Below are 19,220 nucleotides of genomic sequence, written 5' to 3' on the forward strand. Positions count from 1 at the left end.
TGCACCACTCACGGAAGGACGCTTTAGCCATGGCGAAGCTTACCAACGAAGAGCTCATTGAAGCCTTCAAGGAACTGTCGATCATCGAACTCTCCGACTTCGTAAAGCTGTTTGAGGAGACCTTCGAGGTCACCGCAGCCGCTGTTGCAGTCGCAGGCCCCGCCGGCGGCGGCGCAGGCGAAGCAGCCGAGGAAGAGAAGGACTCCTTCGACGTTGTCCTCGAAGCTGCCGGCGACAAGAAGATTGCCGTCATCAAGGAGGTCCGCGCGCTGACCTCACTGGGTCTGAAGGAAGCCAAGGACGTTGTCGACAGCGCTCCGAAGGCTGTTCTCGAAGGCGCCACGAAGGAAGCTGCGGAGAAGGCGAAGGAAGCTCTCGAAGCTGCCGGCGCCACCGTTTCCCTCAAGTAGCAGATCCGGCAGCCGGGGGTCCGCCCCCGCTACCAGACAGGAAAGGCCCCGACCTCAGGTCGGGGCCTTCTCCGTTTAAGCCGTGCCGGGTGCTATTCGCGCCAGAGCAAAAGCGCCTCGCCCTGCCCGCCGCCGCCGCACAGCGACACAGCCGCCTTGCCTGAGCCCCGGCGGTGCAGTTCGAAGGCCGCGTGCAGCGCGAGCCGAGCCCCGGAGGCGCCGATGGGGTGTCCGAGCGCGATGGCCCCGCCGTGAAGGTTACACTTCTCGGCCGGGTAGTCGAGGTCCTTGAGGGACTGCACGGCCACCGAGCCGAAGGCCTCGTTGATCTCGATGAAGTCGAGCTCCGAGGCGGTCCAGCCGGCCCGCTTGAGCGCGTGGGTGATGGCATTGGAGGGCTGGGAATGCAGCGAATTGTCGGGCCCGGCAACCTGCCCGGGCTGCCCGGTGACGGCGAGGATCTTCAGGCCCAGCCGTTCGGCGGTGGCGCGGGAGGTCAGCACCAGCGCGGAGGCGCCGTCGGACAGGGGCGACGAGTTGCCCGCCGTGATGGTTCCCTCCTTGTCGAATGCCGGACGGAGCCCGGCCAGGGTGTCCACGGTGGTGGTCGGGCGGACCCCCTCGTCGGTGGTGAGGACGACGTCGTCGCCCCGGCGCTGCGGCACGGTGACCGGCACGATTTCCTCGGCGAAGATGCCCGACTCGATGGCCGCCGCCGCCCGCTGGTGGGACGCCGCCGCCACCTCGTCCTGGGCGGTCCGGTCGATGCCGAGTTTCCGGTTTCCCCGCTCGGTGGAGGCGCCCATCGATTCGTTGTCGAAGGAGTCGGTCAGCCCGTCGTGGGCGACCGAGTCGAGGGCGGAGATATTGCCGTAGGTCCAGCCCTGGCGGGAGCCCGGCAGCAGGTGCGGGCCGCGGGACATCGATTCCTGGCCGCCGGCGACGACGACGGAGGCCTCGCCGCTGCGGATCAGGCGGGCCGCGTCGATCACGGCGGTGAGGCCCGAGAGGCACACCTTGTTAACGGTCACGGCCGGGACGTCCCAGCCGATGCCCGCGCGGAGCGAGGCCTGGCGTGCCGGATTCTGGCCGCAGCCGGCCTGCACCACGTGGCCCATGATCACTGTGTCGACGGACTCGGGCGGCACTCCGGCGTTGGCCAGGGCGCCGGCGACGGCGAAGCCGCCGAGCTCAACGGCGCTGAAGGCCGACAGCTGGCCGTTCAGCTTGCCGGACGGGGTACGTGCGCCGCCGACGATGACTACGTCATCGGGCGCGGTGGTTGGAAGTGCCATGGCGGGGAGTGCTCGCTTTCGTCATTGAAATCCTGAAGAACTCCCCTTAAGGCTACCGCTCCCCGCCCATTTCAGCTAACGGTTATTAACTGGTTATCGGAGGGGTAGAGCAGCGGCAGCTGGAGCGTGAGCCAGGGGCTGAAGGCCCAGGGCGTGGCCTCCACGGCGTTGACCAGGCGGTCAGGCTCGACCCACTGGACGTCCATGACCTCCTCCGGTGACGGAGCGATCGGTCCATCGATCACCGCGGTGAAGACCGGGCAGATTTCATTTTCGACGATGCCCGAGGCATCGACGGCCCGGTAGCGGAAATCGGGTAGCGCAGGCGTGATCGAACGGACCGTCATGCCGAGCTCCTGACGCGCGCGGCGCACCACCGCCTCCTCCGGCGTCTCGCCAGGCCCCGGGTGTCCGCAGAAGGAGTTGGTCCACACGCCGGGCCAGGCCTTCTTGGTCAGCGCACGGCGCGTCACGAGGATCTGCCCGGCCTCGTTGAACACATGGGTGGAGAAGGCGAAGTGAAGGGGAGTGGCCTGGGTGTGCACGCTCGCCTTGTCCTGGGTGCCGATGGGCGTGCCGTCCTCGGCCAGCAGCACCACCAGTTCGGGGCCGGCGGGGTGCTCTTCAAGATGTCGCGCCATTGTCCTCATCCCGATCGTCTCCCGCAAGGATTCCGGAAGGTTTTCCCACGGCGGAGTGCTGCCCGGCCGTGCGGTGGTCCGCCTGGTTAGTTGAAGGCGGCTTGTCCGTGTTTACTTTACCTATGAACATCGACGATCTGTTGGTCGAGCCGGACGGGCTTGAGCAGGTCGAGGACGTGCTCCGGTGTTTCTTTGAGAGGTCCCGCCAGCGGGCCGCAGCGGTGGGCCCCGGCTACCTGGGGCTGTGGGAAACGCTTGAGACGTGCACCGCCGGCGGCAAACGCTTCCGTCCCCGCCTGGTGCTGTCCGCCTACTCCCTGCTGGGTGGAACGGACCTGGCCAGCGCCGCCCTGGTCGGTGCGTCCTTCGAACTGCTGCACACGGCGTTCATCATTCACGACGACGTGATCGACCGGGACTTCGTGCGCCGCGGCGTCCCCAACGTGTCGGGCCGCTACCGAGCGATCGCGCGCGACGCCGGCATGGCGCCCGCCGCGGCCGACCACGTCGGGTTCTCCGCCGGGGTCATTGCCGGGGACCTCGCGCTCTCCAACGCCTACCGGCTCCTCGACCGGGTGCGCACGGGACCGGCGACCCACCGCCGGCTCAACGAGATCCTCGACGAGGCCGTGTTCGCCTCGGCGGCGGGGGAATACCTCGACATCGAAGCGATACTCGCCCCGCGGATGCCACCCCTCGAGGACATCCTTAACATGGCCCGGCTGAAGACCTCCGTCTACTCCTTCGAAGGGCCCCTGCAGGCCGGGGCGGTGCTCGCCGGTGCGGAGGACCCCCTGGTGGACTGCCTGGGCGACTTCGGCCGCGACGCCGGCATCGCGTTCCAGATCGCCGACGACCTGCTGGGCGTCTTCGGCAGTGAATCCCGCACGGGCAAGACGAACTGGGGGGACCTGCGCGAAGGCAAGCGGACGGCCCTGATGTCCTTCGTCGCGGACCGCCCGGAATGGGAGGAAATCTCCTCCCTCGTCGGGTCGCCGGCGATGTCCGCCGCCGACGCCGACTACGTCCGCCGGGTCCTCGAAGACTCGGGGGCCCGCGAGTACTCGGCGGGGCTCGCCGTCGACTACGCCTCCCGCGCCCGGCGCCACCTCGACTCCGACCTCGTGCCGCGCGGGCTGCGCGACGTACTTCAACCGGTGGCCTCAGCGGCCGTGGACAGGACACGGTGACCATGGCAAACACGACAGCGCTCGAGCGGTACAACGCCGCGGCCCTGAAGACCTCGGCCGAGGTGATCCGCTGCTATTCGACGTCGTTCGGCCTGGCCTGCCGGCTCCTCGACGGCCCCACCCGGGCGCGGATCGAAGCCGTCTACGCCCTGGTCCGGGTCGCCGACGAGGTCGTCGACGGGCCGGCCGCCGCCGCCGGGCTCAACGCCGGGCAGGTCGAAGCGATGCTGGACGCGCTGGAGCGTGAGACCGAAACCGCCCTCGACACCGGGTACAGCGCCAACCTCGTGGTCCACGCCTTCGCCGTCACCGCCCGGGCCACCGGCATCGGCACGGACCTCACCCGGCCCTTCTTTGCGTCGATGCGCGCCGACATCACCCAGCGCGAACACACTCCCGAGTCGTTCTCCCGGTACGTTTACGGCTCCGCGGAGGTGGTCGGACTGATGTGCGTCAAGGCGTTCCTGGCCGGGCGCCCCACCGATCCGGCGCAGGAAGAGATCCTTGCGGACGGGGCGCGGCACCTCGGGGCGGCCTTCCAGAAGATCAACTTCCTGCGCGACCTCGCCGAGGACTTCTCCACGCTGGGCCGCAGCTACTTTCCCGGCATCCGGCCGGGCTCCTTCTCCGAGCAGGACAAGCACCGCCTGCTCGACGATATCGACGAGGACCTCCGGATCTCCCTGGCGAGCCTGCCCGGCCTTCCCCCTGCACCGCGCCGGGCCGTCGCCCTGGCCCAGGCCCTCTTCACCGAACTGGCCTTGCGGCTGCGGCGCACCCCGGCCGAGGAGCTGCTCCGGGCCCGCATCCGGGTGCCCAACGCGGTGAAGCTGCGCATCCTGGCGCGGACCCTGGCCGGAAGTTCGGCGCCGGAAAGCTATCTGAAGGAGAGGACACCATGAGCGTCCAGGGAAACACCGGAACGTCCCGCGTCGGCGGCCGGCGGGTCACCGTCATCGGCGGCGGAATCGGCGGGCTCGCCACGGCGGCGCTGCTGGCCGCCGAAGGGCACACCGTGACCCTGCTCGAGAAGCAGGACCGGGTGGGCGGCCGTGCCGGGTCCTGGGAGGCCGGCGGGTTCCGCTTCGACACCGGACCGTCCTGGTACCTCATGCCCGAGGTGATCGACCACTTCTTCAAGCTGATGGGCACCTCCGCCGCGGAGCAGCTCGAGCTGATCCGGCTCGACCCCGGCTACCGGGTGATCTTCGAGCAGAACCGCGAGGCCGTCGACGTCCCGGCCGACCGCCCGGCCGTGGTGAAGCTCTTCGAATCCCTCGAGCCCGGCGCGGGGGAGGCGCTGGAGAAGTACCTGGACTCGGCCGAGGACACCTACACGATCGCCAAGCGGCGCTTCCTGTACTCCACGTTCGAATCCTTCCTGCCCTTGCTTCGACCCGATGTCCTGGTCCGCCTGCCCAAGCTGGTCCGGTTGCTGCTGCAGCCCCTCTCCGGATTCGTGGCCAGCCGGTTCGCCGATCCGCGGCTGCGGCAGATCCTCGGCTACCCGGCGGTCTTCCTCGGCAGCTCCCCGTTCGACGCCCCCAGCATGTACCACCTGATGAGCCACCTGGACCTCGACGACGGCGTGCTCTACCCGATGGGCGGGTTCACCTCCCTGATCTCGGCGATGACGCGGGTCGCCGAGGAGGCCGGCGTGGAGATCCGCACCGGCGCCGACGTCGTCTCCATCGACACCGACCCCATCGATACGGCCGCCGCGCACCCTGGTTCCTCCCGACGGCGGGGCCCCCGCCGTCCCCGCGCCCGGGTCACCGGGGTCAGCTACCGGTCCGGGGGAGCCGTGCACCGGGTGGAGGCGGACATCGTGGTCTCCGCCGCCGACCTCCACCACACCGAGACGGTCCTGCTCCCCGATGACCGGCAGACCTACCCCGAGAAGTACTGGTCCCGGCGGGTTCCGGGGCCCAGCGCGCTGCTGCTCTACCTCGGCGTGAAGGGCTCCCTGCCGCAGCTCGAGCACCACACACTGCTGTTCACCGCCGACTGGAAAGACAACTTCGGGCGGATCTTCGGCGCCGAGACCTCCATCCCGTCCCCGGCCTCGCTCTACGTCTGCCGCCCCAGCGCCACCGACCCGTCGGTGGCCCCGGCGGGCGACGAGAACGTCTTCGTCCTGGTGCCCATCCCCGCCGACGTCGGCGTCGGCGGCGGGGGCGTGGACCGCGGCGGGGACGCGCGGGTCGAGGAGCTTGCCGACGCGGTGATCGCGCAGATCGCCGAATGGGCGCACATACCGGACCTCGCCGAACGGGTCGTGCTCCGGCGCACCTACGGTCCGCGGGACTTCGCCTCCGACCTCAACGCCTGGCGGGGGACCTCCCTCGGCCCGGCACATACGCTGCGGCAGAGCGCGTTCCTGCGCGGATCGAACCGCAGCCGGAAGGTGGAGGGGCTCTACTACGCGGGAAGCTCCACGGTGCCCGGCATCGGCATCCCGATGTGCCTGATCAGCGCCGAGCTCGTGGTGAAGCGGCTGCGCTCCGACACCTCGACCGGTCCGCTGCCGGAGCCGGCGGCCTGACGGCGGGCGAATTCCGGGCGGGCGGGTCCCCGCAGGGGGAGTGCACACCCGCCGCGGATCGGGGAGATGACACTCCGGGGGCGTGGCGAGGTTGACGCGGCATTGGACATTGCGCTAGGAGTCCCGTAGTGTTGGGATTTGCGTCTTCCCTCTAAACCTCAGCCTTCATATAGCGGTGGGCTTTGTTCTGCTCTCGTCATTTAACGGGCCACTTGGTTCAGATGACGCGTGGAGACATCAGGTTAGCACTCGATCCCCGCACCAATCTGCGGCGGTGGTGCTGAGGGCGGATCGCTGACAAGCCTGAAGGTCTGTGGAAGGATCCCTCTTGGTCGCCTCGAGCACCTCTAATAATGCAACCGCTAACAGCCAGGTCGACGCCGACGGCGCCGCACCCCGGCTCTCATTCGCAAAGATTCACGAACCCCTCGATGTTCCGAATCTCCTCGCCCTTCAGACCGACAGCTTTGACTGGCTGGTCGGCAACGAGCGCTGGAAGGCGCGCGTTGAAGAAGCACTGGAGAAGGGACTTCAGGGCGTAGCCACGACCTCCGGTCTGGCCGACATCTTCGAAGAGATCTCACCAATCGAGGACTTCCAGGGCACCATGTCCCTGAGCTTCTCCGAGCCGGAGTTCGCCGACCCGAAGTACACCATGGCCGAGTGCAAGGACCGTGACGCAACGTACTCGGCTCCGCTGTACGTCAAGGCCGAGTTCATGAACAACAACACGGGCGAGATCAAGCAGCAGACCGTGTTCATGGGTGACTTCCCGCTGATGACGGACAAGGGCACCTTCGTGATCAACGGCACCGAGCGTGTCGTCGTCTCGCAGCTGGTCCGTTCGCCCGGCGCCTACTTCGAGCGCACCGCCGACAAGACCAGCGACAAGGACATCTTCAGCGCGAAGATCATCCCGTCCCGCGGCGCCTGGTTCGAGCTCGAGATCGACAAGCGCGACCAGGTCGGCGTCCGCCTCGACCGGAAGCGCAAGCAGTCCGTCACCGTGCTGCTCAAGGCCCTCGGCTGGACCGAAGGCCAGATCCTCGAGACCTTCGGCGAGTACGACTCCATCCGCGCCACCATGGAGAAGGACGCCACGGAAACCCGTGAGGACGCCCTGCTCGACATCTACCGCAAGCTGCGCCCGGGAGAGCCGCCGACGGTTGAGGCTGCCCAGACCCTGCTGGACAACCTGTACTTCAACCCCAAGCGTTACGACCTGGCCAAGGTCGGCCGGTACAAGATCAACCGCAAGCTCGGCATCGACAAGGACCTCACCGACTCAGATGCGTCGGTGCTGAACATCGACGACATCGTCGCAATGATCAAGTTCCTCGTGGCCCTGCACGCCGGTGAGAAGACCATCGGCGGCAAGCGCGACGGCGAAGACGTCGAGCTGCGCGTCGAGGTCGACGACATCGACCACTTCGGCAACCGCCGCATCCGCGCCGTCGGCGAGCTCATCGAGAACCAGGTCCGCACCGGCCTGTCCCGCATGGAGCGCGTCGTCCGCGAACGCATGACCACCCAGGACGTCGAGGCGATCACGCCGCAGACCCTGATCAACATCCGTCCGGTCGTCGCTGCGATCAAGGAGTTCTTCGGAACCTCCCAGCTCTCGCAGTTCATGGACCAGAACAACCCGCTCGCCGGACTGACGCACAAGCGCCGCCTGTCCGCGCTGGGCCCGGGTGGTCTGTCCCGCGACCGCGCCGGCATGGAGGTCCGTGACGTCCACCCGTCGCACTACGGCCGTATGTGCCCCATCGAAACCCCTGAAGGCCCGAACATCGGCCTCATCGGTTCGCTGGCCTCCTACGGACGCATCAACGCGTTCGGGTTCATTGAGACCCCATACCGCAAGGCCGTCGACGGTATCGTCACCGACCAGATCGACTACCTGACCGCCGATGACGAGGTGGAGCGCCTGATCGCACAGGCCAACGCCCCGCTCGACGCCAAGGGCAAGTTCGTCGAGGACATGGTCCTGGTGCGTACCCGCGGCGGCTCCGGCGAGCCCGTGCTCGTCGCCGCCGACGAGGTCGAGTACATGGACGTTTCCCCGCGCCAGATGGTGTCGGTGGCAACGGCCCTGATTCCGTTCCTCGAGCACGACGATGCTAACCGCGCCCTCATGGGTGCGAACATGCAGCGCCAGGCCGTTCCCCTGCTGCGCTCCGAGCGTCCGCTCGTGGGCACCGGCATGGAGAAGTACGCCGCCGTCGACGCCGGGGACGCCGTCACCGCCGCCAAGGCCGGCGTCGTGCGCGAAGTCTCCGCCGACCTCGTCACCGTGCTCAACGACGACGGCACCGAGACCAGCTACCCGATCATGAAGTTCGCCCGCTCCAACCAGGGCAACGCGTATAACCAGCGTGTGCTGGTGGGCGAGGGCGACCGCGTCGAGTACAACTCGATCATCGCCGACGGTCCCTCCACCGACCAGGGTGAACTGGCCCTGGGCAAGAACATGCTCGTCGCGTTCATGTCCTGGGAAGGCCACAACTTCGAGGACGCGATCATCCTCTCGCAGCGCATCGTCTCCGACGACGTGCTGACCTCGATCCACATTGAGGAGCACGAGGTCGACGCCCGCGACACCAAGCTTGGTGCCGAGGAAATCACCCGCGACATCCCCAACGTCTCCGAAGAGGTCCTTGGTGCCCTCGACGAGCGCGGCATCATCCACATCGGTGCCGAGGTCGAGGCGGGCGACATCCTCGTCGGCCGTGTCACCCCCAAGGGTGAAACGGAGCTCACCCCGGAGGAGCGCCTGCTGCGCGCCATCTTCGGTGAGAAGAGCCGCGAGGTCCGCGACACCTCCCTGAAGGTTCCCCACGGCGAGTCGGGAACCGTCATCGGCGTGCGCATCTTCGACCGCGACAACGACGACGAGCTGCCCCCGGGCGTCAACCAGCTCGTCCGCGTCTACGTCGCGCAGAAGCGCAAGATCACCGACGGCGACAAGCTGGCCGGCCGCCACGGCAACAAGGGCGTCATCTCCAAGATCCTGCCGATCGAGGACATGCCGTTCCTCGAGGACGGCACCCCCGTCGACATCGTCCTGAACCCGCTGGGTGTTCCGGGCCGCATGAACGTCGGACAGGTCCTGGAGATCCACCTGGGCTGGGCCGCCAAGCAGGGCTGGAAGATCGAAGGGGAGCCCGACTGGGTCAAGAACCTCCCGAACCTGCCCCGCGAGGTCGCCTCTACCACCGTCGCGACCCCCGTGTTCGACGGCGCCACCGAGGACGAGATCGTCGGTCTGCTCAACTCGACCAACGTGACCCGCGACGGCCAGCGCCTGATCGGCGAGTCCGGCAAGGCGCGCCTGTTCGACGGCCGCTCCGGCGAGCCGTTCCCGGACCCGATCTCCGTCGGCTACATGTACATCCTGAAGCTGCACCACCTTGTTGACGACAAGATCCACGCACGCTCCACCGGACCGTACTCCATGATCACGCAGCAGCCGCTGGGCGGTAAGGCGCAGTTCGGCGGACAGCGCTTCGGTGAGATGGAAGTCTGGGCCCTCGAGGCCTACGGCGCCGCCTACACGCTCCAGGAACTTCTGACGATCAAGTCGGATGACATCCACGGACGCGTCAAGGTCTACGAAGCGATCGTCAAGGGCGAGAACATCCCCGAGCCGGGCGTTCCCGAGTCCTTCAAGGTGCTGATCAAGGAAATGCAGTCGCTCTGCCTGAACGTGGAAGTCCTCTCCACCGACGGCACGACGATTGAGATGCGTGACTCGGATGAAGAAGTCTTCCGGGCCGCGGAGGAACTGGGCATCGACCTGTCACGGGCCGAGCCGAGTTCTGTCGAGGAAGTCTAAGGCGACATCCGGACCCTGTCTGGTCCGGCGCCTGGAGGAAGGCGGCTTTAATATTTCGGAGGCCGTCCGCGGCCGAGGAAATTTCGTTGCCGCCGTTCCAGGCGCCGGGCCAGACACCCGGCCACCGCCAGCACTTCCCACCGCACCCTCACAAGACTTCAAGAATTTAGAGAACAAAGAGAGAACAGGGACCATATGTCCAGCGAATCCTCCTTCGGCCTCATGCGAATCGGCCTTGCCACCGCGGACGAAATCCGCGGCTGGTCTTACGGCGAGGTCAAGAAGCCGGAAACCATCAACTACCGCACGCTCAAGCCCGAGAAGGACGGCCTCTTCTGCGAGAAGATCTTCGGCCCTTCCCGCGACTGGGAGTGCTACTGCGGCAAGTACAAGCGCGTGCGCTTCAAGGGCATCATCTGTGAGCGCTGTGGCGTCGAGGTCACCCGTGCCAAGGTGCGCCGCGAGCGCATGGGCCACATCGAGCTCGCCGCTCCCGTCACGCACATCTGGTACTTCAAGGGTGTTCCCTCACGCCTTGGCTACCTGCTCGACCTTGCACCGAAGGACCTTGAGAAGGTCATCTACTTCGCTGCCTACATGATCACCTCGGTCGACGAAGAGAACCGTCACGCCGAACTGCCGAACCTCCAGGCCGAGCACGACCTTGAGAAGAAGCAGATGATCGACCAGCGCGACTCCGACATCGCCGCGATCGCCAAGGACCTTGAGGACGAGCTTGCCCGCCTCGAGGGCGAGGGCGCCAAGGCCGCCGACAAGAAGAAGGCCCGCGACTCCGCGGACCGTCAGATGGCCAACGTGCGCAAGCGCGCCGACGCCGACATCGAGCGCCTGGTCCAGGTGTGGGAGCGCTTCAAGACCCTCAAGGTCGCCGACCTCGAAGGCGACGAGGGCCTCTACCGCGAACTGCGCGACCGTTACGGCCTGTACTTCGAGGGCTCCATGGGTGCCGAAGCGATCAAGAAGCGTCTTGAGAACTTCGACATGCCCGGCGAGGCCGAGATGCTCCGCGACATCATCCAGAACGGCAAGGGCCAGCGCAAGACGCGTGCCCTGAAGCGCCTGAAGGTCGTCAACGCGTTCCTCACCACCACCAACAGCCCCCTGGGCATGGTGCTCGACGCCGTCCCGGTGATCCCGCCGGAACTGCGCCCGATGGTCCAGCTCGACGGCGGCCGTTTCGCGACGTCCGACCTCAACGACCTGTACCGCCGCGTGATCAACCGGAACAACCGCCTCAAGCGCCTGCTCGACCTCGGTGCCCCCGAGATCATCGTGAACAACGAAAAGCGCATGCTGCAGGAAGCCGTTGACTCCCTGTTCGACAACGGCCGCCGCGGCCGTCCCGTCACCGGGCCGGGCAACCGTCCGCTGAAGTCGCTCTCCGACATGCTCAAGGGCAAGCAGGGACGCTTCCGCCAGAACCTCCTGGGCAAGCGCGTCGACTACTCGGGCCGTTCCGTGATCGTCGTCGGCCCGCAGCTGAAGCTGCACCAGTGCGGCCTGCCCAAGCAGATGGCGCTGGAGCTCTTCAAGCCGTTCGTGATGAAGCGCCTGGTTGACCTCAACCACGCGCAGAACATCAAGAGCGCCAAGCGGATGGTCGAGCGCTACCGCCCGCAGGTCTGGGACGTTCTCGAAGAGATCATCACCGAACACCCCGTGCTGCTGAACCGTGCACCTACCCTGCACCGCCTCGGCATCCAGGCGTTCGAGCCCCAGCTGGTTGAAGGCAAGGCCCTTCAGCTCCACCCGCTGGTCTGCGCCGCCTTCAACGCTGACTTCGACGGCGACCAGATGGCAGTGCACCTGCCGCTGAGCCCCGAGGCCCAGGCCGAGGCGCGCATCCTGATGCTCTCCTCGAACAACATCCTGAAGCCCTCCGATGGCCGCCCCGTGACCCTCCCGTCGCAGGACATGATCATCGGTCTGCACCACCTCACCACCAAGCGTGAGGGCAGTGCGGGCGAAGGCCGCGTGTTCACCAGCCCCGCCGAGGCCATCATGGCGCACGACGCCGGCGAGCTGCACCTGAACTCCGTGGTGCGCATCCGCGTTCCCAACTTCGTCCCCAGCGCGGACACCTCCGCGCCTGAGGGCTGGGAGCCGGGCACCCCGGCGCTGATCGAGACCTCCCTCGGGCAGGTCCTGTTCAACGACACCCTTCCCGAGGACTACCCCTGGGTCGAGAAGGTCGCCGACAAGGGACAGCTCTCCACGATCGTCAACGATCTCGCGGAGCGCTACCCCAAGGTCGTCACCGCCGCGACGCTGGACAACCTCAAGGACGCCGGCTTCTACTGGGCCACGCGCTCCGGTGTCACCGTCGCCATCTCCGACATCTCCGCGCCGATCAACAAGGCCGGAATCATGGAGGGCTACGAGACGCAGGCCGCCAAGGTCCAGTCGCAGTTCGACAAGGGCCTGATCGCCGACGAGGAGCGCCGTCAGGAGCTCATCGACATCTGGAACAAGGCAACCAACGAGGTGGCAGCCTCCATGCGCGAGGCAATGCCGAAGGACAACACCATCAACCGCATGGTGTCCTCCGGTGCCCGTGGTAACTGGCTGCAGGTCCGGCAGATCGCCGGTATCCGCGGCCTGGTGGCGAACCCCAAGGGTGAGATCATCCCGCGTCCGATCAAGTCCTCCTACCGTGAGGGCCTGTCGGTGCTGGAGTACTTCATCGCGACGCACGGTGCCCGTAAGGGCCTTGCGGACACCGCGCTGCGTACGGCGAACTCGGGTTACCTGACCCGCCGTCTCGTGGACGTGTCCCAGGACGTCATCGTCCGCGAGGACGACTGCGGCACCGAGCGCGGCCTGAAGGTCACCATTGCGGTGCCTGACGCCAACGGTGAACTGGTCCTGCACGAAGAGGTCGAGAACTCGGCGTACGCCCGTACGCTGGCCACCGACGTCGTCGATTCCAAGGGCGAGGTGCTGGCGGCTGCCGGCTCCGACGTCGGAGACGTCCTGATCGGCGAGCTGTTCGCCGCGGGTGTCACCGAGATCAAGATCCGCTCCGTGCTGACCTGTGAGTCGAGCGTCGGAACCTGCGCCCTCTGCTACGGCCGTTCGCTTGCGACCGGCAAGACCGTGGACATCGGAGAGGCCGTCGGCATCATCGCCGCACAGTCGATCGGTGAGCCCGGCACGCAGCTGACCATGCGTACCTTCCACACCGGTGGTGTTGCCTCGGCCGAGGACATCACCCAGGGTCTGCCCCGTATCCAGGAGCTCTTCGAGGCGCGCACACCCAAGGGTGTCGCCCCGATCTCCGAGGTTGCAGGGCGCGTCACCATCGAGGATGCCGAGAAGCAGCTTCGCCTGGTGGTCACCCCTGACGACGGCTCGGAGGAGATCGCGTACCCGGTCCTGCGCCGTGCACGCCTGCTGGTCGCCGACGGCGAGCACGTCGAGGTCGGGCAGCAGCTCGTCTTCGGTGCGGTCGACCCCAAGCAGATCCTGCGTATCCTCGGCCCGCGCAAGGCCCAGGAGTTCCTGGTGGACGAGGTCCAGCGCGTGTACCGCAGCCAGGGTGTCGGCATCCACGACAAGCACGTGGAAGTCATCGTCCGGCAGATGCTGCGCCGCGTGACCGTCATCGAGTCCGGTGAATCGGATCTCCTCCCCGGAGAGCTGGCCGAGCGCCGCCGCTTCGAGGACGAGAACCGCCGCGTGGTGTCCGAGGGCAAGAAGCCGGCCTCAGGCCGTCCCGAGCTCATGGGCATCACCAAGGCCTCACTCGCCACCGAGTCGTGGCTGTCGGCCGCTTCCTTCCAGGAGACCACGCGTGTTCTCACGCAGGCCGCCATGGAAGGCAAGAGCGATCCGCTGCTGGGCCTGAAGGAGAACGTGATCATCGGTAAGCTCATCCCGGCCGGAACCGGCCTGGACCGCTACACGAAGATCACGGTCGAGCCCACCGAGGAAGCCAAGGCCAACCTCTTCACCGGTCCGAGCGCGTTCAGCGACTTCGACTACGCCGGCGTCGAGGGCGGAATGAACCCCGAGTTCCACGCCATCCCCCTGGATGACTACGACCTCGGCAACGACTTCCGCTAGGAAGCCCGCGCTGCGCGAGCAGCGGTAGAACACGGCGGAAGGCCCCGGACCCGAAACGGTCCGGGGCCTTCCCCGTTCCCGGTGTCCCGGTCTGGTTTCGGGGGCCCGGGACGCCCGCCCGGTTCCGGCAGCAGCCGCCGCGGCCCCCAGCTGCCGCCGTCGTCGTCGCGGCTTCATGCGCCGCCGTCAGCGGAGCATTCCACCGCCTCGATCCGCGTGTTTCCGGGCCAGGGGAGGGGGAGCGGCGCGGCCGCGGCCCAATCTCTGCTAGACTTGACCTCAATTGTTTGTGTGGCAGTGGATTGGCGTTGCGAAACGTATCTCCGTGTTGTAGGGATCTTGTACAACGAATGCCACATTTTTGCACGCCTACGGTCGTTTTGCGGCAGCTAGTCAGGCGGCGCCAAACGACTGAGAACCCCCGCTCACGGGTGGTCCGCTGCCCCCGGGGTTTCGGATGACCGCAGGGTCGGGCTAACAGAGAACTCATCCGAGACATTACGGAGAACACGAAAGTGCCTACGATTAACCAGCTGGTCCGCAAGGGCCGGTCACCGAAGGTCGCCAAGACCAAGGCGCCCGCACTGAAGGGCAGCCCGATGAAGCGCGGCGTCTGCACCCGCGTCTACACGACCACCCCGAAGAAGCCGAACTCCGCGCTCCGCAAGGTTGCCCGCGTGCGTCTCAACGGCGGCATCGAAGTCACCGCCTACATCCCCGGTGTTGGGCACAACCTTCAGGAACACTCCATCGTGCTGGTGCGCGGCGGACGTGTGAAGGACCTTCCGGGTGTCCGTTACAAGATTGTCCGTGGGGCGCTGGATACCCAGGGCGTCAAGAACCGTAAGCAGGCCCGCAGCCGCTACGGCGCAAAGATGGAGAAGAAGTAATATGCCTCGTAAGGGCCCGGCCCCGAAGCGGCCGCTCGTTGTAGATCCCGTCTACGGTTCCCCCCTGGTCACTCAGCTGATCAACAAGGTTCTCGTCGACGGCAAGAAGTCCACCGCCGAGCGCATCGTCTACGGTGCACTCGAAGGCGCACGCGCCAAGTCCGGCGGCGACCCCGTCGCAGCACTGAAGAAGGCAATGGACAACGTCAAGCCGACCCTCGAGGTCCGCTCACGCCGTGTCGGTGGCGCCACCTACCAGGTTCCCGTCGAGGTCAAGCCGGGGCGTTCGACCGCCCTCGCCCTCCGCTGGCTGGTCGGGTACTCCAAGGCCCGCCGCGAGAAGACGATGACCGAGCGCCTGCAGAACGAAATCCTCGACGCCTCCAACGGCCTCGGCGCCGCAGTCAAGCGCCGCGAAGACACGCACAAGATGGCCGAATCCAACAAGGCCTTCGCACACTACCGCTGGTAAAACGAGCTCCCGGCGGGGCCTGCCGATCGGCAGTTCCCGCCCGGGGGTCCAGCAGAACTCCATCTTCGTCAAAAGGGAGACACCGTGGCACAGGACGTGCTTACAGACCTTACAAAGGTCCGCAATATCGGCATCATGGCGCACATCGATGCCGGCAAGACCACTACTACCGAGCGCATCCTGTTCTACACGGGTGTAAACCACAAGATCGGCGAGACCCACGACGGCGCCTCGACGACCGACTGGATGGAACAGGAAAAGGAACGCGGCATCACCATCACGTCTGCCGCCGTGACCAGCTTCTGGCACAACAACCAGATCAACATCATCGACACCCCCGGCCACGTTGACTTCACCGTCGAGGTTGAGCGCTCACTGCGCGTCCTCGACGGCGCCGTCGCCGTGTTCGACGGCAAGGAGGGCGTTGAGCCCCAGTCCGAGACCGTCTGGCGCCAGGCCGACAAGTATGAAGTTCCCCGCATCTGCTTCGTCAACAAGATGGACAAGCTCGGTGCCGACTTCTACTTCACCGTCGACACCATCATCAGCCGCCTCGGCGCCAAGCCGCTGGTCCTCCAGCTGCCCATCGGTGCCGAGAACGACTTCATCGGCGTCGTCGACCTGATCGAAATGCGCGCCCTGGTCTGGCCGGGCGACGCCAAGGGCGACGTGACGATGGGTGCCAAGTACGAGGTCCAGGAGATCCCCGCCGATCTCAAGGAAAAGGCCGAGGAATACCGCGCCGCGCTCGTCGAGACCGTGGCAGAGTCCTCCGACAACCTCATGGGCAAGTACCTCGAGGGTGAAGAACTCACCGTCGAGGAAATCAAGGCCGGCATCCGCAAGATGACGATCGCCTCCGAGGTCTACCCGATCCTCTGCGGCTCCGCGTTCAAGAACCGCGGCGTCCAGCCGATGCTTGACGCCGTCGTCGACTACCTGCCGTCCCCGCTCGACGTTCCCGCCATGGTCGGTCACGACCCCCGCGACGAGACCGTCGAGATGACCCGCAAGCCGAGCACCGACGAGCCGTTCTCGGCCCTGGCGTTCAAGGTTGCGACCCACCCGTTCTTCGGCCAGCTGACCTTCATTCGGGTGTACTCCGGACAGGTCTCCGCCGGCACCCAGGTGGTCAACTCCACCAAGGGCAAGAAGGAGCGCATCGGCAAGCTGTTCCAGATGCACGCCAACAAGGAAAACCCTGTTGACGAGGCGCTGGCCGGCCACATCTACGCAGCGATCGGGCTGAAGGACACCACCACCGGTGACACCCTCTCCGATTCCGGCAGCCAGATCGTCCTCGAGTCCATGAGCTTCCCGGAGCCCGTGATCTCGGTTGCGATCGAGCCCAAGACCAAGGGCGACCAGGAGAAGCTGTCGACGGCTATCCAGAAGCTCTCGGCCGAGGACCCGACCTTCCAGGTCTCCCTCAACGAGGACACCGGACAGACGATCATCGCCGGTATGGGCGAGCTCCACCTGGACATCCTGGTGGACCGCATGCGCCGCGAATTCAAGGTCGAGGCGAACGTGGGCAAGCCTCAGGTCGCCTACCGCGAAACGATCAAGCGCACGGTCGCCAAGCACGACTACACGCACAAGAAGCAGACCGGTGGATCGGGCCAGTTCGCGAAGATCCAGATCGCGATCGAGCCGCTGGACACCGCCGAAGGCGAGCTGTACACCTTCGACAACAAGGTCACCGGTGGACGCGTTCCGCGCGAGTACATCCCCAGCGTTGATGCAGGCATCCAGGATGCCCTCAACGACGGCGTGCTCGCCGGCTACCCGGTTGTCGGCATCAAGGCGACGCTGCTTGACGGCGCCTACCACGACGTCGACTCCTCCGAAATGGCCTTCAAGATCGCCGGTCGCATGGCGTTCAAGGAAGCCGCTCGGATGGCGCAGCCGGTGCTGCTCGAACCGCTCATGGATGTTGAGGTCCGCACGCCCGAGGAGTACATGGGCGAAGTTATCGGCGACCTGAACTCCCGCCGCGGCCAGATGCAGTCCATGGAGGACGCAAGCGGCGTAAAGGTCATCCGCGCCCTCGTGCCCCTGTCCGGAATGTTCGGTTACATCGGCGACCTGCGGTCCAAGACCCAGGGCCGCGCCGTGTACTCGATGCAGTTCGACAGCTACTCGGAGGTCCCCAAGGCTGTTGCCGACGAGATCATCCAGAAGACCCGCGGTGAGTAACTTCGGATCCCCGGTCGGCAACGGCTGAGGCATCCGGCGGGGCCGGCGGACATCCCGTCCGCCGGCCCTCCACCAGCCAACGGCCCCTCGGGGCCGGCAGTACCCTGCAATTTCAAGAAAACCAAAGCCCCCAAGTAGACTTGCATGAGTTTCAGCTGCGAAAAGCGCGGCTGGGAAGCAAATCTTCTCAAACGTTCTAGGAGGAACCCGTGGCGAAGGCAAAGTTCGAGCGGACTAAGCCGCACGTTAACATCGGCACCATCGGTCACGTTGACCATGGAAAGACGACGTTGACGGCTGCCATTTCCAAGGTGCTTTACGACAAGTACCCCACTCTCAACGAGCAGCGTGACTTCGCGTCGATCGACTCGGCTCCCGAGGAGAAGCAGCGCGGCATCACCATCAACATCTCGCATGTTGAGTACCAGACTGAGAAGCGCCACTACGCACACGTAGACGCTCCCGGTCACGCTGACTACATCAAGAACATGATCACCGGTGCGGCACAGATGGATGGCGCCATCCTCGTTGTTGCCGCAACCGACGGTCCGATGGCCCAGACCCGCGAGCACGTTCTGCTCGCCCGCCAGGTTGGTGTTCCCTACCTGCTGGTCGCGCTGAACAAGTCCGACATGGTCGAAGACGAGGAACTGCTTGACCTCGTCGAGATGGAGGTCCGCGAGCTGCTCAGCGCGCAGGGCTTCGACGGTGACGAAGCTCCCGTCGTCCGCGTTTCCGGCCTGAAGGCCCTCGAGGGCGACGCCCAGTGGGTCAAGTCCGTCGAGGACCTGATGGCTGCTGTGGACGAGTCCGTTCCGGACCCGATCCGCGACAAGGACAAGCCCTTCCTCATGCCTGTCGAGGACGTCTTCACCATCACCGGCCGTGGCACCGTTGTAACGGGCCGCGCCGAGCGTGGAACCCTGAAGATCAACTCCGAGGTCGAGATCGTCGGCATCCGTCCGGTCCAGAAGACCACGGTTACCGGTATCGAGATGTTCCACAAGCAGCTCGACGAAGCATGGGCTGGCGAGAACTGTGGCCTGCTGCTCCGCGGCATCAAGCGCGAAGATGTCGAGCGCGGCCAGGTCATCGTCAAGCCGGGTTCGATCACCCCGCACACCGACTTCGAGGCCAACGTCTACATCCTGGCCAAGGACGAGGGCGGGCGTCACAACCCGTTCTACTCGAACTACCGCCCGCAGTTCTACTTCCGCACCACGGACGTAACCGGCGTCATCACCCTCCCCGAGGGTACTGAAATGGTTATGCCCGGCGACAACACTGAGATGACCGTTGCGCTCATCCAGCCGATCGCAATGGAAGAGGGCCTCGGCTTCGCTATCCGCGAAGGCGGCCGCACCGTTGGTTCGGGACGTGTCACCAAGATCATCAAGTAGTCTTCCGACTGCCTGAGTCTTAACGGAAGGGCCCCGCTGCTTCGGCAGCGGGGCCCTTTTGTGTGCACCGCTCCCGGTTGCGTCCCGGGTGCCCGAAATCGACGGCGGCGCCGGATTTATCCGGTCCGTTTGTCGCAATCGGGTACGCCGGTCGCATTCAGGTACGCCGGTCGCAGTGTGCGGCGGCGGTGGCCCCGCGGGCCGGCAGCCCCGGAGGAGGTTCCCGGGGACGGTTGCGACCCGGGTGCCGGAAA

General features: G+C 66.1%; 12 protein-coding genes. 10 read left to right on the plus strand and 2 right to left on the minus strand.

Features of this window, described 5'->3' with window-relative positions; translation table 11 throughout:
• Nucleotides 1–29: 29 nt before the first annotated feature.
• On the plus strand, nucleotides 30–410 hold the full coding sequence (gene rplL / locus GVV86_RS01325; RefSeq protein WP_159617675.1) for a 50S ribosomal protein L7/L12: 381 nt from the start codon (nucleotides 30–32) through the stop codon (nucleotides 408–410).
• A gap of 92 nt (nucleotides 411–502) precedes the next feature.
• Here rplL and GVV86_RS01330 read toward each other — a convergent pair whose 3' ends face one another.
• Together GVV86_RS01330 and idi are read right to left on the minus strand one after the other, a co-directional pair.
• Nucleotides 503–1,705, minus strand: a complete 1,203-nt coding sequence (locus tag GVV86_RS01330) for an acetyl-CoA C-acetyltransferase (RefSeq protein WP_159800972.1) — start codon at nucleotides 1,703–1,705, stop codon at nucleotides 503–505.
• A gap of 71 nt (nucleotides 1,706–1,776) precedes the next feature.
• Nucleotides 1,777–2,346, minus strand: a complete 570-nt coding sequence (idi, locus tag GVV86_RS01335; protein WP_159617673.1) for an isopentenyl-diphosphate Delta-isomerase — start codon at nucleotides 2,344–2,346, stop codon at nucleotides 1,777–1,779.
• 122 nt (nucleotides 2,347–2,468) lie between these two features.
• On the opposite strand from idi, the gene GVV86_RS01340 reads away from it, so the two are divergent.
• The 9 genes from GVV86_RS01340 to tuf all read left to right on the plus strand — a co-directional run bounded on the left by GVV86_RS01340 (nucleotide 2,469) and on the right by tuf (nucleotide 18,966).
• A complete protein-coding gene (locus GVV86_RS01340; RefSeq protein ID WP_159617672.1) occupies nucleotides 2,469–3,536 on the plus strand; it encodes a polyprenyl synthetase family protein in 1,068 nt (355 codons plus the stop codon).
• 2 nt (nucleotides 3,537–3,538) lie between these two features.
• Nucleotides 3,539–4,438 (plus strand): phytoene/squalene synthase family protein, encoded by a 900-nt coding sequence (locus GVV86_RS01345; RefSeq protein WP_159800973.1) that lies wholly within the window; start codon nucleotides 3,539–3,541, stop codon nucleotides 4,436–4,438.
• Nucleotides 4,435–6,081: a phytoene desaturase family protein gene (crtI, locus tag GVV86_RS01350; RefSeq protein ID WP_159800975.1), complete on the plus strand. Its 1,647-nt coding sequence runs from the start codon at nucleotides 4,435–4,437 to the stop codon at nucleotides 6,079–6,081. The genes GVV86_RS01345 and crtI overlap by 4 nt, the downstream gene beginning before the upstream one ends.
• Before the next feature lie 328 nt (nucleotides 6,082–6,409).
• Nucleotides 6,410–9,919, plus strand: a complete 3,510-nt coding sequence (gene rpoB / locus GVV86_RS01355; protein WP_159617669.1) for a DNA-directed RNA polymerase subunit beta — start codon at nucleotides 6,410–6,412, stop codon at nucleotides 9,917–9,919.
• A 195-nt stretch (nucleotides 9,920–10,114) separates the two neighbouring features.
• The gene (locus GVV86_RS01360; RefSeq protein ID WP_159800977.1) at nucleotides 10,115–14,005 is read left to right on the plus strand and encodes a DNA-directed RNA polymerase subunit beta'; all 3,891 of its coding nucleotides are present in this window, start codon (nucleotides 10,115–10,117) and stop codon (nucleotides 14,003–14,005) included.
• 515 nt (nucleotides 14,006–14,520) lie between these two features.
• Nucleotides 14,521–14,895 (plus strand): 30S ribosomal protein S12, encoded by a 375-nt coding sequence (gene rpsL, locus GVV86_RS01365; protein ID WP_120164735.1) that lies wholly within the window; start codon nucleotides 14,521–14,523, stop codon nucleotides 14,893–14,895.
• A gap of 1 nt (nucleotide 14,896) precedes the next feature.
• Entirely contained in the window at nucleotides 14,897–15,367 is a 471-nt protein-coding gene (gene rpsG / locus GVV86_RS01370; protein ID WP_043440595.1) for a 30S ribosomal protein S7, read from the plus strand.
• Nucleotides 15,368–15,451: 84 nt separating this feature from the next.
• Nucleotides 15,452–17,566, plus strand: a complete 2,115-nt coding sequence (gene fusA, locus GVV86_RS01375; RefSeq protein WP_159617667.1) for an elongation factor G — start codon at nucleotides 15,452–15,454, stop codon at nucleotides 17,564–17,566.
• A 209-nt stretch (nucleotides 17,567–17,775) separates the two neighbouring features.
• Nucleotides 17,776–18,966, plus strand: coding sequence for an elongation factor Tu (gene tuf, locus GVV86_RS01380; protein ID WP_120164739.1), 1,191 nt, complete (start codon nucleotides 17,776–17,778; stop codon nucleotides 18,964–18,966).
• Nucleotides 18,967–19,220: the final 254 nt, after the last annotated feature.

The organism is Arthrobacter zhaoguopingii (assembly GCF_009828595.1).
Classification (GTDB): domain Bacteria; phylum Actinomycetota; class Actinomycetes; order Actinomycetales; family Micrococcaceae; genus Arthrobacter_D; species Arthrobacter_D zhaoguopingii.

Bases quoted from the DNA above. Each gene is read 5' to 3' on its own strand.
- crtI (WP_159800975.1), top strand. From the start codon at position 4,435: ATGAGCGTCCAGGGAAACACCGGAACGTCCCGCGTCGGCGGCCGGCGG.
- rplL (WP_159617675.1), top strand. From the start codon at position 30: ATGGCGAAGCTTACCAACGAAGAGCTCATTGAAGCCTTCAAGGAACTG.
- GVV86_RS01345 (WP_159800973.1), top strand. From the start codon at position 3,539: ATGGCAAACACGACAGCGCTCGAGCGGTACAACGCCGCGGCCCTGAAG.
- GVV86_RS01360 (WP_159800977.1), top strand. From the start codon at position 10,115: ATGTCCAGCGAATCCTCCTTCGGCCTCATGCGAATCGGCCTTGCCACC.
- rpsG (WP_043440595.1), top strand. From the start codon at position 14,897: ATGCCTCGTAAGGGCCCGGCCCCGAAGCGGCCGCTCGTTGTAGATCCC.
- idi (WP_159617673.1), bottom strand. From the start codon at position 2,346: ATGGCGCGACATCTTGAAGAGCACCCCGCCGGCCCCGAACTGGTGGTG.
- GVV86_RS01340 (WP_159617672.1), top strand. From the start codon at position 2,469: ATGAACATCGACGATCTGTTGGTCGAGCCGGACGGGCTTGAGCAGGTC.
- GVV86_RS01330 (WP_159800972.1), bottom strand. From the start codon at position 1,705: ATGGCACTTCCAACCACCGCGCCCGATGACGTAGTCATCGTCGGCGGC.